Here is a 15,855-nt window from a genome sequence, read left to right as displayed (position 1 = left end):
GTAACTTAGCCCCGCTTAAAAACAATTGATGGCCAAAAAAAGAACAAAATCAAAATCAAAAAAAACTACAACTGCCAAAAAGAAGGTATCCTTTAAGCCTTCCAAGCAGAACAAGATTATTTTTGGTAGCCTTTTGATCGTTCTCAGCATTGCCCTTTTTTTCTCTTTCATGTCGTTTTATTTTACATGGCAAGAGGATCAAAGCATGCTTTCCCAATTTGCGGACCGTAATGCCCAAGCAAGCAACCTGCTCAATAAATTTGGGGCCAGTGTAAGCCATTTTTTTATGTACAAAGGCTTTGGTTTGGCCTCTTTTGTGTTTCCGTTCTTATTGGCCATCACCGGGCTCTATCTCTTTTTGGGATTGAATGGAAAAAGACTAATATTCAAATGGATTTGGGGCTTGGTCGGTGTAATTTGGGGATCTATTGCCCTTGGTTTTTTTGCTGCTGACTTTCCATTGCTTGGAGGACTTGTAGGTTACGAAATGAACGATTTCCTTCAAGATTACACAGGCAAAATCGGTGTGTTCTTGATTTTGATTTTTGTTTTGATGGTAATCTTGGTCCGACAGTTCAATTTTACCCCCGAGGGGTTTGCCAATTTCTTCCGTCGTCAAAAGCAAAAAATCAAGTCAGATTTTGATGAAGAGCCATCAACCCAAAACACCCAAACCATTAATGAAGATGGGGAGGGCAGCATTGAGTTGAGTGCAGATGATAAGGTTCCTGAAAAAATAGACACCTACACCCATAAAGAAAACATCCCTCCGTTAAACAATGAAGCGGGACTCGATGTAAATCTTCCGCAAGAGGAAGAATCCGATATTGATTTAAAGGTGGAAGAAGCCACCGTTGAGGAAGAAACCGATGTAACAGCTGCCAGATTGGTCAAGGATTTTGGGGAATTCGACCCAAAACTGGAATTGGGCAACTACAAATTCCCCACATTGGACCTTTTGGAAGCCCATGGTGCCTCTGGAGGAATCACCATCAACCAAGAAGAGCTTGAGGAAAACAAAAATAGAATTGTTAGCACCCTCAAAAATTATAAAATAGGAATCGCCCAGATCAAAGCGACCATTGGTCCTACCGTAACCCTTTATGAAATTGTTCCTGAAGCGGGAATACGAATCTCCAAAATCAAAAATCTAGAAGACGACATTGCTCTTTCATTAGCGGCATTGGGAATCCGAATCATTGCTCCTATTCCCGGCAAAGGCACCGTGGGTATCGAGGTGCCCAACAAAAACGCCACCATTGTTTCCATGCGTTCGGTAATCGCTTCCAATAAATTCCAGAAAGCGGAAATGGAATTGCCCATTGCCTTTGGAAAAACCATTAGCAACGAAACTTTTGTGGTTGACCTTGCCAAAATGCCCCACATGCTTATGGCTGGTGCTACGGGTCAAGGTAAATCAGTTGGATTGAACGCCGTCATCACCTCACTCCTTTATAAAAAGCATCCCGCAGAGGTTAAATTTATTTTGGTAGACCCCAAAAAGGTGGAATTGACCCTTTACAACAAAATTGAACGTCACTTTTTGGCAAAACTGCCCGATTCCGAAGAAGCCATCATTACGGACAACACCAAGGTAATCAATACCTTGAATTCCCTTTGCATTGAAATGGACAATCGTTACGAGTTGCTCAAATCAGCTATGGTGAGAAACGTTAAGGAATATAATGTCAAATTCAAGGCCAGAAAATTGAATCCGAACGATGGACATAAGTTTTTGCCATACATTGTTTTGGTGATAGATGAGTTTGCGGATTTGATTATGACAGCGGGCAAGGAAGTGGAAACACCAATTGCCAGATTGGCACAATTGGCACGTGCCATAGGTATTCACTTGATTATTGCCACACAAAGACCATCGGTTAACGTAATTACCGGTATCATCAAGGCCAACTTCCCTGCTAGGATAGCATTTAGGGTAACCTCAAAAATTGACTCCAGAACCATTTTAGATGCGCAAGGCGCCGACCAGCTTATCGGTCGCGGAGATATGCTCTACACCCAAGGAAATGACGTTACAAGGTTGCAATGCGCTTTTGTGGATACACCAGAAGTGGCCAAAATTACCGAATACATTGGTTCGCAACGTGCATACCCCGAAGCACACTTATTGCCAGAGTATGTAGGCGAAGAATCTGGCACAAGTCTTGATAATGATATCGCGGACAGGGATGCCATGTTCAAAGAAGCAGCCGAAGTTATTGTAACGGCCCAGCAAGGTTCCGCTTCCCTTATCCAACGTAAATTGAAACTTGGGTACAACAGAGCCGGTAGAATTATAGACCAATTGGAAGCAGCCGGGATCGTAGGGCCATTTGAGGGTAGTAAGGCCCGACAAGTTTTGGTTCCCGACATGTATTCTTTGGAACAACTATTAGAAAATGAAGCAAAATAAGACCATGAACAAGAAAAGTATTCTTTTTATAACATTGTTTACCGTAGGACTTTTTTCTTACGGACAGAACTCCGATAAGGCCAAAGCACTTTTGGACGAAGTTTACAACAAAGTGCAGAGCTACGATAATATTTATATTGATTTCCAATCTACCTTGGAAAATACCGAGGCCGACCTAAAACAGGAAACCAACGGAAACGTAACCTTAAAGGGCGAAAAATACGCACTCAACTATTTCGGGGCCAAACAAATGTACGATGGCAACAAAGTTTACACCGTGGTTCCAGAAAACGAAGAAGTAACCATTGAAGAGGTTAACGAGGACAACGACAACGTGAGCCCATCAAAAATGTTGACATTTTATAAAACGGGACACAACTACCAATGGGATATCCTTCAAAATATAGGGGGCAGAAAAATTCAATATGTAAAGTTGATTCCGATTGACTCCAATACCGAGATAAAATCCGTGCTTTTGGGAGTGGATACACAGACCAAGCACATCTATAAACTAATCCAAACGGGAAACAATGGCACCAAAACCACCATTACCGTTAATTCTTTCAAAACCAATCAGCCCATATCAAGTACTCTGTTTACCTTTGACGAGAAAAAATACGAGGACAAAGGATATTATATTATAAGAAACTAGGCATTGAAAATACTTGATCAGTATATACTAAGAAGATTTCTTTACAACTTCTTCAGTTCTTTTTTCATTCTCATCGTCATATTCATTTTTCAGGGAATATGGCTGTTCATTGATGATTTGGCGGGAAAAGGACTGGGCATGGTAATTATTGGCAAGTTTATTTTCTACTTTATCCCAACATTGGTGGACAAAGTGTTGCCACTTACGGTGCTCCTCTCCTCCATTCTTACCTTTGGTACGTTTGCAGAAAACTATGAGTTTGCCGCCATGAAGGCTTCCGGTATATCATTGCAACGCGGCATGCGAAGCCTTATCGTGTTTGTACTTTTCTTAGGTGTGGTCACTTTCTTTTTTGCCAATGATGTGATTCCAATATCAGAACAAAAAATGTTCAACCTAAGGCGAAACATTGCCAAAGTAAAACCTGCAGCCGCCATTACCGAAGGTGTTTTTAGTGATTTTGAAGGAACCGGCGAGGGCATGAACATTAAGGTGGACAAAAAGCATGGGGAGCAAGATCGCTTTTTGGACAATGTCATCATCCATAAAAAAACAGATCAGAACATCAACAATACAGTAATCAAGGCAAAATCCGGTGAGTTGATCAGTAGCGAAAAATCGGATATTATTCAATTGGTATTGAAAGATGGCAACTACTACGAAGATGTTATGCCCAAAGATGCCAAAGAACGACGAAAGCAACCGTTCGCCAAATCAAATTTTGAGACCTATACCATCAATATTGATATTTCGGAACTCAATGACCAGGATTTGGAAGAAGATCAGAATATCACCACAAACAAGATGAAAAATGTGGGGCGGCTGATCAAGGATATTGATTCCCTTCGCGAAAACAACCTTGAAAAAGTAGTTGCATTTTCCAAAAACGTCGTTAATCGCATGGGGGCATTTCCGCCCAAAGTGCCAAAAGATACTACCATGCAAAAATTGGAACTCATTCAACCTCAAAAAAAGGTGGAGGAGACCCAACAGGATTCCATTAGAACTATTGATCAATTTATAGAAAGTCTGGAACAATGGGAGCAAATTCAAGTAATGAAAAAAGCCCAGAACGAGGTTTCCAGTATATTGAACACGGTGACTTCCAAAAAGAACGAACTGCAAAGCAGGTACAAGTTCTATAACAGCCACATTCTATCGCTGCATCAAAAATATGCACTGGCACTTTCGTGCATTATTTTGTTTTTTGTAGGTGCACCTTTAGGGGCTATAATTCGTAAAGGAGGATTGGGATTGCCCATGGTGGTCGCTATTATTTTATTTTTAACCTATTATTTTATTGGTGTATTTGCCGGCAACTATGCAAAGGAAGGAAACATTCACCCCGCCATTGGGGCCTGGCTCCCAACAATGATCATGCTGCCCTTGGGCATATCTCTCACCAGACGTGCAACTGCGGATAAGGGGTTAGTAGGATTTGGTCACTTTATAGACCGGATTAAATCAATATTTAAAAAGAAAGATAAAGAAGCTGAAGATCAATGATCGCCAAGAACAAAAAAATACAACTAAACGCCATTGAAGAAGCCATTGCCGACGTTAGAGACGGTAAGGTAATTATTGTAGTGGATGATGAAAACAGGGAAAACGAAGGCGACTTTATTGCTGCTGCCGAAAAAGTTACCCCCGAAATGATCAATTTTATGGCCATGCACGGCCGTGGGCTTATCTGTGCCCCCTTAACCGAGGATAGATGCGAGGAACTGGAGCTGAACATGATGGTACAAAACAATACGGTATTGCACCAAACCCAGTTTACCGTTTCCGTGGATTTATTGGGGTATGGATGCACAACTGGTATCTCGGTACATGACAGGGCCAAAACCATTAGTGCCCTTGTAAACAAAGACACCAAACCCCACGAACTGGGAAAGCCTGGACATATTTTTCCGCTCAGGGCAAAAAATGGAGGCGTATTAAGGCGTACCGGGCACACCGAGGCTGCAATAGACTTTGCAAGATTGGCCGGGCTGGAACCTGCAGGTATTTTGGTGGAAATTTTGAACGAGGATGGAACCATGGCACGATTGCCGCAATTGATGAAGGTTGCCAAAAAATTTGATCTTAAAATTGTTTCCATTGAGGATTTGATTGCGTACCGCATGGAACACGATAGCCTTATAGAACTTAAAGAGGCATTTAACATAAGCACCAGATTCGGAGAATTTAGACTTCGGGCATATAAGCAGACAACAAACGATCAAGTACACATTGCCTTGCTAAGAGGAAATTGGAAAAGTGGAGAACCTGTTCTTACCCGTATTAATTCCACCCTAGTGAACAATGATATGCTGGGCACTTTGACCAACAATCCGGATGAGACACTGCAACGCATGTTCAATGCATTGAACGCCGAAGAAAAAAGTGCCATTATTTTTATAAATCAAGAAAACCAATCCATGAACCTATTGAGTAGATTGTCCGAATTCAAAAAGCTTCAGGAAGGGGGAATCAACAAGGCTCCAAAGATTGAAATGGACAACAAGGACTTTGGCATTGGTGCACAAATACTTCACGATATCAATATTTCCAAGATTCGATTATTAACGAATTCCGGACAAACCAAGCGTGTGGGCATGGTTGGTTATGGTCTTGAGATAGTGGAATATGTGAATTACTAATAGACAAATACAAGTTCAAGTTTGTCATTCTGAAAGTGTAAAACATTTGGAGAATCTTTCAATCAAAAAGCATTACTCTCATTACTGTAAAGATTAACTGATTCGTGGCCATTTGTGTAATTCATGTCTGTTGTTAGGCAGAGGTTATTGTAGTTTGATGCTCGATGCATGAAGTGTCACGTTGAGGCCTTCGGATACGCTCAGGATAAACTAAGGTTGGAATGTCGAAAGTCAGTGGTCAGGCGTGCCTTATCTTTGTATCGAAAAAGAGATTCTTCGTTTCACTCAGAACTACCATATTAATGAACTACCTCGGGACAAGCCAGTGAGGTATTCAAAAGAACAAACCTTAAGCCCATTTAATTGGGATTAATAAAACTAGTACTTCTAAAATATTAATCAAAAGTATAACCTGAACTTACCAGCCCATTAGACGGACAAGTTCAGGTTCACAAAAATTGATGTTACAGATGGGCTTTATTAAAGGTTCAGGTTGAGACCCACCCTAAAATTTCGGCCACGAGTTGTGAATCCAAGCAATTCCCTGTAATCCTCATTCAACAAATTGTCCGCATTTACGAACACATTTAGCTTGTTTTTGATCAGTTCGTGTCCAATGGAAAAATTCAGTAAAGAAAAAGGTTCCAAAGCAATATCCGTAAAGGTTGCAAAATCCGTATCAAACCGTTGACCTGTATAAGCATAGCTTAACGATGCACTCGTACTCTCACAAAACTGGTACCACAAGGACATATTGGCTTTGTGTTTTGGAATACGGATGGCATTGTCCCCTTTGCGTTCCGTGAAGGTGTAATTGGCATTAACGCTAAAAGTGCTCCAAGGCAACCACGTAGTTTCCACCTCTACCCCATTGGCATCAATTTCATCCGCAATGTTAATACTCATAAAATTGGCATCGTACCCAATGGCATTGGTTTCATTTCTATCAAAATAAACAGTGCTAATTCTCAACTTTTCATTGAGTTTGAATTCAACACCCCCCTCAATGGTCGAGTTTTCTTCAGGTTCCAACTCCAGATTCCCGCCAAAGGCACCGAACAATTGCGTTAAATTCGGTGTGATGTACGATGTGGCATAAGACCCCATCATTTTCACATATCCGTTTTCAGTGTCAAAAACATAAGAAGGATTCACATTATACACAAAATGGTTTCCATATTCAGAGTGATTGTTCCATCTGGCACCCACATTCAAGTTCAGTCCAAAATCTGAAACATACACGACATTGGCATAAGGATCCACAATGGTAAAATCAACATCTTCTGTAAAAATAGCTTCATCCTTGATGTAATTCATTCCTAAAATGGTATGGAATTGCTCACCAAAAACATATTTGTTGTACAGGTCCAACACCCAATTGCTTCCCTCGGTGGTGCTTTCGCCAAAGGTATCATTGGCCACGGACTCATAATGGGTAAACGCTGTATTTAGATGGACCGAACCTTTCCCATAGCCATATTCGGATGACAACCCGACTCTTTGCTGCTCATTCTCACCCAAATTAGGTGCTTCTGCCTGTGTGGCATCGTACTCATTTTTAAACTTGGTCTGGTTTCCATAAACCTGAACCCCAAAAGCATCAGAGAATTGATACCCAAGCCTTAAATTGGCACTGTAATGTGAAAAAATATCCTCCTCATTCTCCGGCGTTACTGCAGCTGACAGGCCGCTTTTATATCTATTGGAAAAATCCACCCCGTAGGTAAACTTGTCCAAAGTACCGTTCACATTTGCCGAATTTTGAATACTCCCTAAATTATAATTTTGGTCATCTGCTGTTTGATTGGTGCCCACACTTGTTTCAAAATTTCCTGCAATCTTTTGTTTTGAAGCCCTTTTCGTAGTGATGTTGATCACGGCCGTAACCGCATTGGTACCATAAAGTGTACTGGCAGCCCCTTTAATGATCTCGATGGACTCTATGCTGTTTGGAGAAAGCAGCCGAAGATCGTACTCCGCCGAAAAAGTGGAGGGGTCCGACACCCGAACACCATCAATGATCACCAAAACCTGACGACCACGGCCACCACGGGCATAAACCCCAAGCACATCGCCATCCCTACCACGGCTACCGGCAATCTCGATACCACTTTTGGTGTTGATGATTTCCGCAACTGTCCTGCCTTGGTTGCGCTGCATTTCTTCGGCCGCAATCTTGATTACCGTTTTACCTGAGTTTTCTCTTTTCAACTCAAATTTTGAATCGCTAACAACAACCTCGTTCAGTCGCTGCACCTTAAGTGAATCTTGCTGTACGTTTTGCGCAAAAATTCCATTACCCGCCAAAAGGGCGGTAATTAACCATAAATGATTTTTTTTCATTTCGTTTAATTGAATAAACGGGAGAATAGTATGATATTCATACGTAAACTTTTATCCCGAAAGTTTAACATTGTTTGTTTGAATCTGGCAGGTCTCCTGGCTTGTGTTTTGCCTCCTACCTTCCCACCCATCGGGCAGTGGTTTTGAAGAAGAGACAATCGCCTACTGCGCACCTATGTTTAAAACATCGGTGCCGGTTCGGCACATACTTACAGTTGCGGGAACAGCTCCGGTTTTGCACCGGATTCCCTTTTAATCCCACGGAAAAAATCCGTGCGAACCAAAATTCGTGGCCAAAGCTAATCAATCTGTTTAATCTTTTATGCAAAAGTTTAAAATGATTTCATCTGTCAATCTGAGCTGTCATCCTAGCGCAGCCGAAGAATTCGTTTAGCATCCCAACCCACCTTTCCTTCGAGAAAATTCATGTAATTCGTGTCATTATATTATTGAAAAAATAGGTGAGGTGTCTTCCCGAAAACTTTCGGGACGCTCAACATGACAATTTTGACTTTAATGATGAGGTTCATCAAACTACAGAAATATTTAAATAATCTTACTTTTGGTTCATGGCAAAAAAACAGCAATCAATTTTATTTTTGGGGTTCCTTTTGGTTTGGTTGATAGGTTGCAAGCAAGAAAAAAAATCGCAACCTGCTCAAAAACAGGGATCAACACCCTCCATAACCTATGCAACGGGTTTTACGGTAAAAAAAGAAGCCGATTTCACCGTTATTGAAGTCACTGCAGCTTGGCCTGGGGCCGATAACTTTAAATATGCCTTGGTACCTAAAGAAAAATTACCATCGATTACTTTCCCGCAAGGTGAATATGATGCCATTGTGGGTACCCCAGTCGAAAAAATAGTGCTCACTTCAACCACTCACATAGAGCCTTTAAAGCAACTCGGGGAACTCAAAAACATAGTCGGATTTCCCAACACCGATTACATTTCTTCACCAGAGGCAAGAAAGCTTGTGGAAAACGGTCAAATTCAAAACTTGGGCATGAACGATGTCCTCAACACAGAAATGGTGCTGATACTGAACCCTGAGCTCATCATCGGATTCAGTATTAACGAAGAAAACAAGGCGTATCATATTTTAGAACGAGCAGGAATACCCGTGGTTTACAATGGCGATTGGGTGGAGCAGACCCCATTGGGCAAAGCAGAATGGGTGAAGTTTTTTGCGCCCTTCTTTCAAAAAGAAAAATTGGGAGATAGCATTTTTACCGAAATTGAAGCATCCTATAAACAGGCCGCTGCATTGGCAAAAAAAGCAAAATCCAGACCAACAGTGCTAACTGGCGGATTATACAAAGACGTTTGGTACGTGGCTGGAGGCAGCAGTTGGATGGCCCAGTTCCTGAAAGATGCCAATGCCGATTATCTTTGGTCCAACACCGAAGAAACGGGAAGCATTGGTCTTAGTTTGGAGTCCGTTTTGGAGCAGGCACAAGATGCCGAATTTTGGTTTAACCCTTCTTCCCAAACTTCTTATAAGGAATTGAGCAATGCCAACACCCATCACCAACAATTTTATGCCTTCGCCAATAAAAAAGTGTATTCAAACGCCATTGAAAAGGGAGAAACTGGCGGGCTTATTTTTTACGAATTGGCACCGCACCGCCCAGATATTGTTTTGAGGGATTTCATCAAAATATTGCACCCGGAGCTATTGCCCGAGCATCAATTGCTGTTCATTAAACCATTACAATAAATGCAAGGAGCAAAAACATACCGGTTTTCCTTTCTGTTGTTGATACTGGCATTGATGCTGTCCTGTCTTCTCAACATTAGTTCGGGTTCCGTTTCTATTCCTTTTACAGATATGCTATCCACGCTTTTTGGAAAAACTTCGCAAGTTGCATCTTGGGAATACATTATCTGGGATTATCGGGTTCCCAAGGCGTTTACCTCCATTTTGGTGGGCGGAGGACTTTCCTTGAGTGGGCTTTTAATGCAAACCCTGTTCAGAAATCCGTTGGCAGGCCCTTTTGTACTGGGGATTAGTTCTGGGGCCAGTTTGGGTGCCGCCTTACTTTTGATGGGCGCTTCGTTGTTGGCAGGATATACTTCCATCTCTTTTTTGGGTGATGTTTCCCTGGCCATTGCCGCAAGTATTGGTAGTTTTTTGGTACTCTCCGTAGTAATGATTGTTGCCCAACGCGTGAAAGATACCATGGCTTTGTTGATCATTGGACTGATGTTCGGCAGCATCACCTCCGCAATTGTAAGTGTGTTGGCCTATTTTTCGAGTGCCGAGAACCTGCAACGCTTCATCTTTTGGTCCTTTGGAAGTGTGGGCAACCTTTCAACAGGGCAGTTACTTTTATTGCTTGTAATCGTTGCCTTGGGAGTTTTGCTCAGTATACTTTCCATAAAATCGTTGAACGCCTTTCTTTTAGGGGAACACTACGCACAGAGTTTGGGAATTTCCTTAAAAAAATCCAGATTGACCATAATTATCGCCACTGGGCTGTTGGCAGGAGGTATAACCGCATTTGCAGGGCCCATTGCTTTTGTTGGACTCGCTGTTCCACACCTTACCCGCCAAATTTTTGATACCATGGAACACAAAGTACTGATTCCCGCCGTAATGCTCTATGGTTCCATTTTAATGCTCCTGTGCGATACTTTGGCGCAATTGCCCAATTCCGCCAGTGTGCTGCCCATAAACGCCATTACATCCTTGGTTGGAGCTCCTGTAGTGATATGGCTTTTGGTGCGCAAACGTAAAATGATGTTCTAATGTCCAATAACAACAAAAACATACTGTCCGTTAAAAATTTGACCGTTGGGTACGAATCCAAAATAGTTGCTGAGCGCATCAATTTTGAGTTGGAAACTGGAATGTTGTGCGGAATTGTGGGCATCAACGGCATTGGAAAATCGACCTTGTTGCGCACTTTGGGGGGATTTCAGCCTAAACTTGATGGAAACATCAAGTTGAAAGGCAAAAATTTGGAAAAATATACATCATCTACCCTATCTAAGGAGCTTAGTGTGGTTTTGACCGAGCAGCCTGCCTCCAAAAACTTGACTGTACAAGAATTAATCGCCTTGGGCAGGCAACCCTACACCAATTGGTTGGGCACATTGACCGAAGACGACAAACATCGGATCAAGGATAGTTTGGATACTTTTTTATTGAAAGAACTCAAACACCGTAAATGTCACGAAATCAGCGACGGACAATTACAACGGGTGCTGGTGGCGCGGGCCATGGCTCAGGACACCACTTTGATCTTATTGGATGAGCCAACCACCCATTTGGATTTGTACCACAAAGTGCAAATCCTTAAAATGCTTCAAGAATTGGCGCACGAAAAACAGAAAACCATTCTCTTTACAACCCACGAAATTGAATTGGCCATTCAATTATGTGACCGCATATTGATTTTGGATGGAAAAGACCATCCGTTTGGCGACCCGTGTCAACTTATTGAACAAAAATACTTTGACCGTTTATTTCCTTCGGAAATGGTACAGTTTGATGCCAAGACAGGTTCGTTTAAGGTGACTAAGTAAATTTATAACCAACAAAAATCCCGTTCACCCTAAACTTGTCTGTCTGCCAGTAAAACCATGTTTCAAGGTCTGACTCTTATGGGATTCCGAAGCCTGACTACGGTAAACGGGCAAGAGATCATGGGTTTTAAAAAGGCAATCAGATAGGAAGTCCTCACATAATCTCCCGAAACAAGTTCGGGACAGGCTCTCCAAAGAAGGGAACTTCTCCCCTTTGGGGAGATTAGAGAGGAGACGAGTGCAGCAAAGTAAATTTCCTACCCACGGCAGACACGAATTTCTAGAATGGCCACCAATTGTTTCATTGTCATTTTGAACCGACCAGCGAGAGCGTGAGAAATCTACTTTGTGATGTGTTCCCAGGTTTCTTTAAAAAATGGATTCCTGCCTTCACAGGAATGACAAACTCAAGTATCAAGTTTAAGAGACAAGAGACAAGAACCAAAACACTAGACCCAAGACTTCGTGCTTCGTGCTTCTGACCTCTGGACTAAGTTATATGGTTGTTCGGTTATTGAGTAATTGTGCTACTCCAAACTGACTTCCGCCGTTTCGACTTTAGTTTATCCTAAATGTAGCCGAAGGACTCAACACGATAAATCAAAACAACATTTAACAAGAAAATCGAGCAATTGGTGTAATTCGTGTCAAAAGAAAGATGAAAACCAAAACTCAAGTTCAGAGTTAGGAGTTACTGAGTTATTGGGTTATTGAGTACTGTCGACTGCCAACTGACATCGGACTCCGTGCTTCGGACATCCGACTTCCGACTACGAACTCATTTTATGGATTTCTACTTTGGAAGAAATGACATTTTATCTTTGTAATCCGTTATCTTTATCCTTCAGAAATTTTTTAATGAGCACAGAACTTACCTTTATCATAATTGGCATCATCACATTGGTCGTTGGGCTTTTTGTGGGCATGTACATCCAAAAACTAAAGATTAAATCCACCGAAAGCGTTTGGGGCGAGCGGGAACAACAATTTAACGCTACCATAAAATCCTTGAACGATAAGTTATTGCTAAGCGACGAGGAGCAAAAACAACTCCAGCGCGAAAAAGAACAGCAAAGCAACCAAATTGTGAGGTACCAAGCGGATTTGGAGAATCTTCAGCTCAAAAACAAAGAGCAGAAGGAAGAGGTTGAAAAGCTACAGGAAAAGTTCACGAAGGAATTTGAAAACTTGGCCAACAAAATTTTGGATGAAAAAAGCGAAAAATTCACCAAAAGCAACAAAGAGAACATTGAAAATATCCTGACGCCCCTCAACAAAAAAATTAAGGAGTTTGAGGAAAAAGTAGAAAAGTCGCAAAAGGAAAACATTAGTATTCACTCTGCTTTAAAAGAGCAATTGCTCAATTTACAGACACAAAACCTTAAAATAACCCAAGAGGCCGAAAACCTGACCAAAGCCCTGAAAGGGGACAGCAAAATGCAAGGGAATTGGGGGGAGCTGGTTTTGGAACGTGTTTTGGAAAAATCTGGTTTAGAGAAAGATAGAGAGTACAGTGTGCAACAAAGCTTTAAGCGTGCAGATGGAACAAGAGTGTTGCCCGATGTTATTATTCACTTGCCCGACGGTAAAAAAATGGTTGTGGATTCCAAGGTATCGTTAACGGATTATGAACGTTACACCAATGCCGAAGAAGAGGATAGACCCAAATTCCTAAAGGATCATATCAACTCCCTGCGCAGACATGTGGAACAGCTTTCCTCCAAAAAATATGAGGACCTATACGAAATGGAGAGTCCAGATTTTGTGCTGATGTTCGTGCCCATTGAGCCTGCATTTGCCGTAGCCATAAATGAAGATGTATCACTGTACAACAAAGCTTTTGAGCAAAACATCGTTATTGTTACCCCTTCTACGCTTTTGGCCACACTACGCACCATTGACAGTATGTGGAGCAACGAAAAACAGCAACGAAATGCCATTGAAATTGCCCGCCAGGCTGGAGCGCTTTACGATAAATTCGAAGGCTTCGTCTCCGACCTTACCAAAGTGGGCAAAAAAATGGATGAAGCGAAAAGCGAGTACCGCGGTGCCATGAACAAGTTGGTCGAAGGACGGGGAAACATTGTCACCTCAATTGAAAAATTGAAGAAAATGGGGGCCAAAGCAAAAAAATCCTTGCCCGAACCTATTTTAATGCGCGCCCATGAGGACGATTTTGAAGAAATGAACTAAAACACGAACCATGAAAAAATTCTTGACCATTTTCATCATCGCCATTATAGTTGGTGTTGTGGGCTATTTTGCTTTTATCTATTATGTGCCCTACAGTGAGGGTTATCGTTCGGGGGAACTCATCAAATTCAGTAGAAAAGGCGTGATGGTCAAAACTTGGGAAGGACAGATCAGTCAAGGTTTGTCAGGCACAAATGTATTTTCGTTTTCTGTAGAGGACAAGGAAGAGGAAATCATTGAAAAGATGAAAAAGTTCCAAGGGCAGTACATCAAGGTCACCTACAAGGAACGCTACGCCACCTTTTTCTGGTTGGGCGATACCAAATATTTTATCACTGAAGTCAAATCTGAAAAATCTCCAATTTTCAGAAATTAATCCACACACCCCTGGCTCCTCTTTTTAGATGGGAAATGGCTTCCCTCCTAAAAAAAGAGGGATTTAGGGAGGTGTATTTCCGTTTGCTTGAAACTGAAAAATATAGTCCGTTCATTTGATTCCGCTTTAGTTTCTGCCACAGAGTAAATTCGGCTTTTATAGCATTATTTCGTAATTGCCTGGCCAACTCTTTTAGCTTTGGATTATATTTGATAATCATTTTACATTGCTGTTATTTACTTTTTAAAAAATTGTATATCCGCAATTGTACCAATGGCATTGATGGTTTTTGTCTTTGTCTTCTTGAGCGCAGTCGAAAGGCTGACAAAGACATCTCGACTACGCTCGATGTGACATTTGGATTGACCACTGGTACAGTCGTGTACAATCGAATTAAAAAAAGGATTCGATTAAACCCCAACAAAATATGAAGAAATTCAAATCATCCAGAGAAAGTAGAGTTTCCATCACCGAACTTATGCTCCCTTCCCATTCCAATTTTGGCGGCAAGGTACATGGGGGGCATATCCTCAACCTTATGGACCAAATTGCTTTTGCCTGCGCATCCAAACATTCACAAAGTTATTGCGTCACCGCTTCGGTGAATCGAGTGGATTTTCTAAATCCAATTGAAGTTGGGGAATTGGCCACACTAAAAGCATCCATTAACTATACCGGAAAAACTTCCATGGTGGTCGGGGTACGCGTGGAATCGGAAAATGTGACCACGGGAGAAGTGAAACATTGCAATTCGTCCTATTTTACCATGGTGGCCAAGGGCAAGGATGGTAAAAATAAGTTAGTTCCCGGTCTTATTTTAAAAACCAAGCAAGATATTCGTCGATTTGCACGCAGCAAGGAACGTAAACAATCTGCTTTTAAACGAGATAGCAAATACGAATCCAACAACTTTAAAGTGAACGAATATTTGGAGTTTTTAGATGGCGAAAACGTTAAGATGGATTTTGATTGAGCCGTGCAGCAGCAGCCTCATCCAAAAACCACAACAAATTCCCCAAAGCTGGATTAACCAAGGATGCCGGGTAAGCCTCGGAACCTTCCGTTTTTTCGACCACGGCCTTCACCTTTTCGGCTTTGGATGCACCGGTGACCAAAAAAGCTACTTCTTTGGCGGTATTGATAACCTTCCCGTTTATGGAAACCCGTTTCTGGCCTGAATCTGGATGCGTAGCTACCACACAATGATCTTCCGAATCCCACAATTCAATTTCATGTGGAAAAATAGATGCGGTGTGACCGTCATCGCCCATACCCAAAATTACCAAATCGAACTGAGGCACCTCCTCTACCCTATCCAAATCCATTTCCAACAAATTGGCATAGCGCAAAGCTTCACCCTCAGGGGACTTTTCCCCCAATATCCGATTAATGTTCTCCTTGGGCACCTTTATTTTGGAAAATAGATGCTCCACCGTCATTTTATAGTTGCTTTCATCATCGGTTGGGGACACACAACGCTCATCACCCCAATAAAAATGCACCTTGCTCCAATCTACTTTGTCCGAAAACTTTTCTACCAATACATCAAAAACAATTTTAGGGGTACTACCCCCAGACAATGCTACATAAAAAGCATCCTTATCTTTTTGTTTATCCGCAAAATAGCTGGAAAACTGTTCAGCAACCTCCTGCTTATCTTTATATATTTTTAAATCCATTGTAAATTTTATTTTCTGTTCTCAA

General features: G+C 41.7%; 13 protein-coding genes and 1 riboswitch. Of the genes, 10 read left to right on the top strand and 3 right to left on the bottom strand.

Annotated elements, in window-relative coordinates; all coding sequences use genetic code 11:
• Positions 1-28: 28 nt before the first annotated feature.
• The 4 genes from VM932_RS03295 to ribB are packed head-to-tail and all read left to right on the top strand — an operon-like array spanning position 29 to position 5,707.
• On the top strand, positions 29-2,413 hold the full coding sequence (locus VM932_RS03295; RefSeq protein ID WP_326277149.1) for a DNA translocase FtsK: 2,385 nt from the start codon (positions 29-31) through the stop codon (positions 2,411-2,413).
• 4 nt (positions 2,414-2,417) lie between these two features.
• Positions 2,418-3,065, top strand: coding sequence for an outer membrane lipoprotein periplasmic chaperone LolA1 (gene lolA1, locus VM932_RS03290; protein ID WP_326277384.1), 648 nt, complete (start codon positions 2,418-2,420; stop codon positions 3,063-3,065).
• A gap of 3 nt (positions 3,066-3,068) precedes the next feature.
• Complete coding sequence (locus VM932_RS03285; protein ID WP_326277148.1) at positions 3,069-4,571, top strand: LptF/LptG family permease; 1,503 nt, start codon at positions 3,069-3,071, stop codon at positions 4,569-4,571.
• A complete protein-coding gene (ribB, locus tag VM932_RS03280) occupies positions 4,568-5,707 on the top strand; it encodes a 3,4-dihydroxy-2-butanone-4-phosphate synthase (protein ID WP_326277147.1) in 1,140 nt (379 codons plus the stop codon). Before VM932_RS03285 ends, ribB begins: the two co-directional genes overlap by 4 nt.
• Before the next feature lie 480 nt (positions 5,708-6,187).
• Here ribB and VM932_RS03275 read toward each other — a convergent pair whose 3' ends face one another.
• Positions 6,188-8,050, bottom strand: a complete 1,863-nt coding sequence (locus VM932_RS03275) for a TonB-dependent receptor plug domain-containing protein (protein ID WP_326277146.1) — start codon at positions 8,048-8,050, stop codon at positions 6,188-6,190.
• A gap of 69 nt (positions 8,051-8,119) precedes the next feature.
• Positions 8,120-8,350: riboswitch (cobalamin riboswitch) on the bottom strand.
• Between the two features lie 269 nt (positions 8,351-8,619).
• Here VM932_RS03275 and VM932_RS03270 point away from each other — a divergent pair.
• The 5 genes from VM932_RS03270 (at position 8,620) to VM932_RS03250 (ending at position 14,151) form a co-directional block, all read left to right on the top strand.
• Positions 8,620-9,771, top strand: a complete 1,152-nt coding sequence (locus VM932_RS03270) for an ABC transporter substrate-binding protein (RefSeq protein WP_326277145.1) — start codon at positions 8,620-8,622, stop codon at positions 9,769-9,771.
• Positions 9,772-10,803, top strand: a complete 1,032-nt coding sequence (locus VM932_RS03265; protein WP_326277144.1) for a FecCD family ABC transporter permease — start codon at positions 9,772-9,774, stop codon at positions 10,801-10,803.
• Complete coding sequence (locus VM932_RS03260) at positions 10,803-11,582, top strand: ABC transporter ATP-binding protein (protein WP_326277143.1); 780 nt, start codon at positions 10,803-10,805, stop codon at positions 11,580-11,582. The genes VM932_RS03265 and VM932_RS03260 overlap by 1 nt, the downstream gene beginning before the upstream one ends.
• A gap of 858 nt (positions 11,583-12,440) precedes the next feature.
• Positions 12,441-13,775 carry a DNA recombination protein RmuC gene (locus tag VM932_RS03255; protein WP_326277142.1) on the top strand — a complete coding sequence of 445 codons (1,335 nt, stop codon included), beginning with the start codon at positions 12,441-12,443 and terminating at the stop codon, positions 13,773-13,775.
• 10 nt (positions 13,776-13,785) lie between these two features.
• Positions 13,786-14,151, top strand: coding sequence for a 6-phosphogluconate dehydrogenase (locus VM932_RS03250; protein WP_326277141.1), 366 nt, complete (start codon positions 13,786-13,788; stop codon positions 14,149-14,151).
• Here VM932_RS03250 and VM932_RS03245 read toward each other — a convergent pair.
• Positions 14,141-14,371 carry a DUF559 domain-containing protein gene (locus VM932_RS03245; RefSeq protein WP_326277140.1) on the bottom strand — a complete coding sequence of 77 codons (231 nt, stop codon included), beginning with the start codon at positions 14,369-14,371 and terminating at the stop codon, positions 14,141-14,143. The genes VM932_RS03250 and VM932_RS03245 overlap by 11 nt on opposite strands.
• 207 nt (positions 14,372-14,578) lie before the next feature.
• On the opposite strand from VM932_RS03245, the gene VM932_RS03240 reads away from it, so the two are divergent.
• A complete protein-coding gene (locus VM932_RS03240) occupies positions 14,579-15,124 on the top strand; it encodes an acyl-CoA thioesterase (RefSeq protein ID WP_293163549.1) in 546 nt (181 codons plus the stop codon).
• On the opposite strand, the gene pgl is transcribed toward VM932_RS03240, so the two are convergent.
• On the bottom strand, positions 15,105-15,830 hold the full coding sequence (pgl, locus tag VM932_RS03235) for a 6-phosphogluconolactonase (protein ID WP_326277139.1): 726 nt from the start codon (positions 15,828-15,830) through the stop codon (positions 15,105-15,107). The two genes, VM932_RS03240 and pgl, sit on opposite strands and share 20 nt — an antisense overlap.
• Between the last annotated feature and the right edge of the window lie 25 nt (positions 15,831-15,855).

Source organism: Flagellimonas halotolerans (assembly GCF_035818535.1).
In the GTDB taxonomy this organism is placed as follows: Bacteria; Bacteroidota; Bacteroidia; order Flavobacteriales; family Flavobacteriaceae; genus Flagellimonas; species Flagellimonas halotolerans.
Note: the sequence above shows the minus strand (reverse complement) of the source record. Positions and strands in the feature narration are given on the sequence as shown.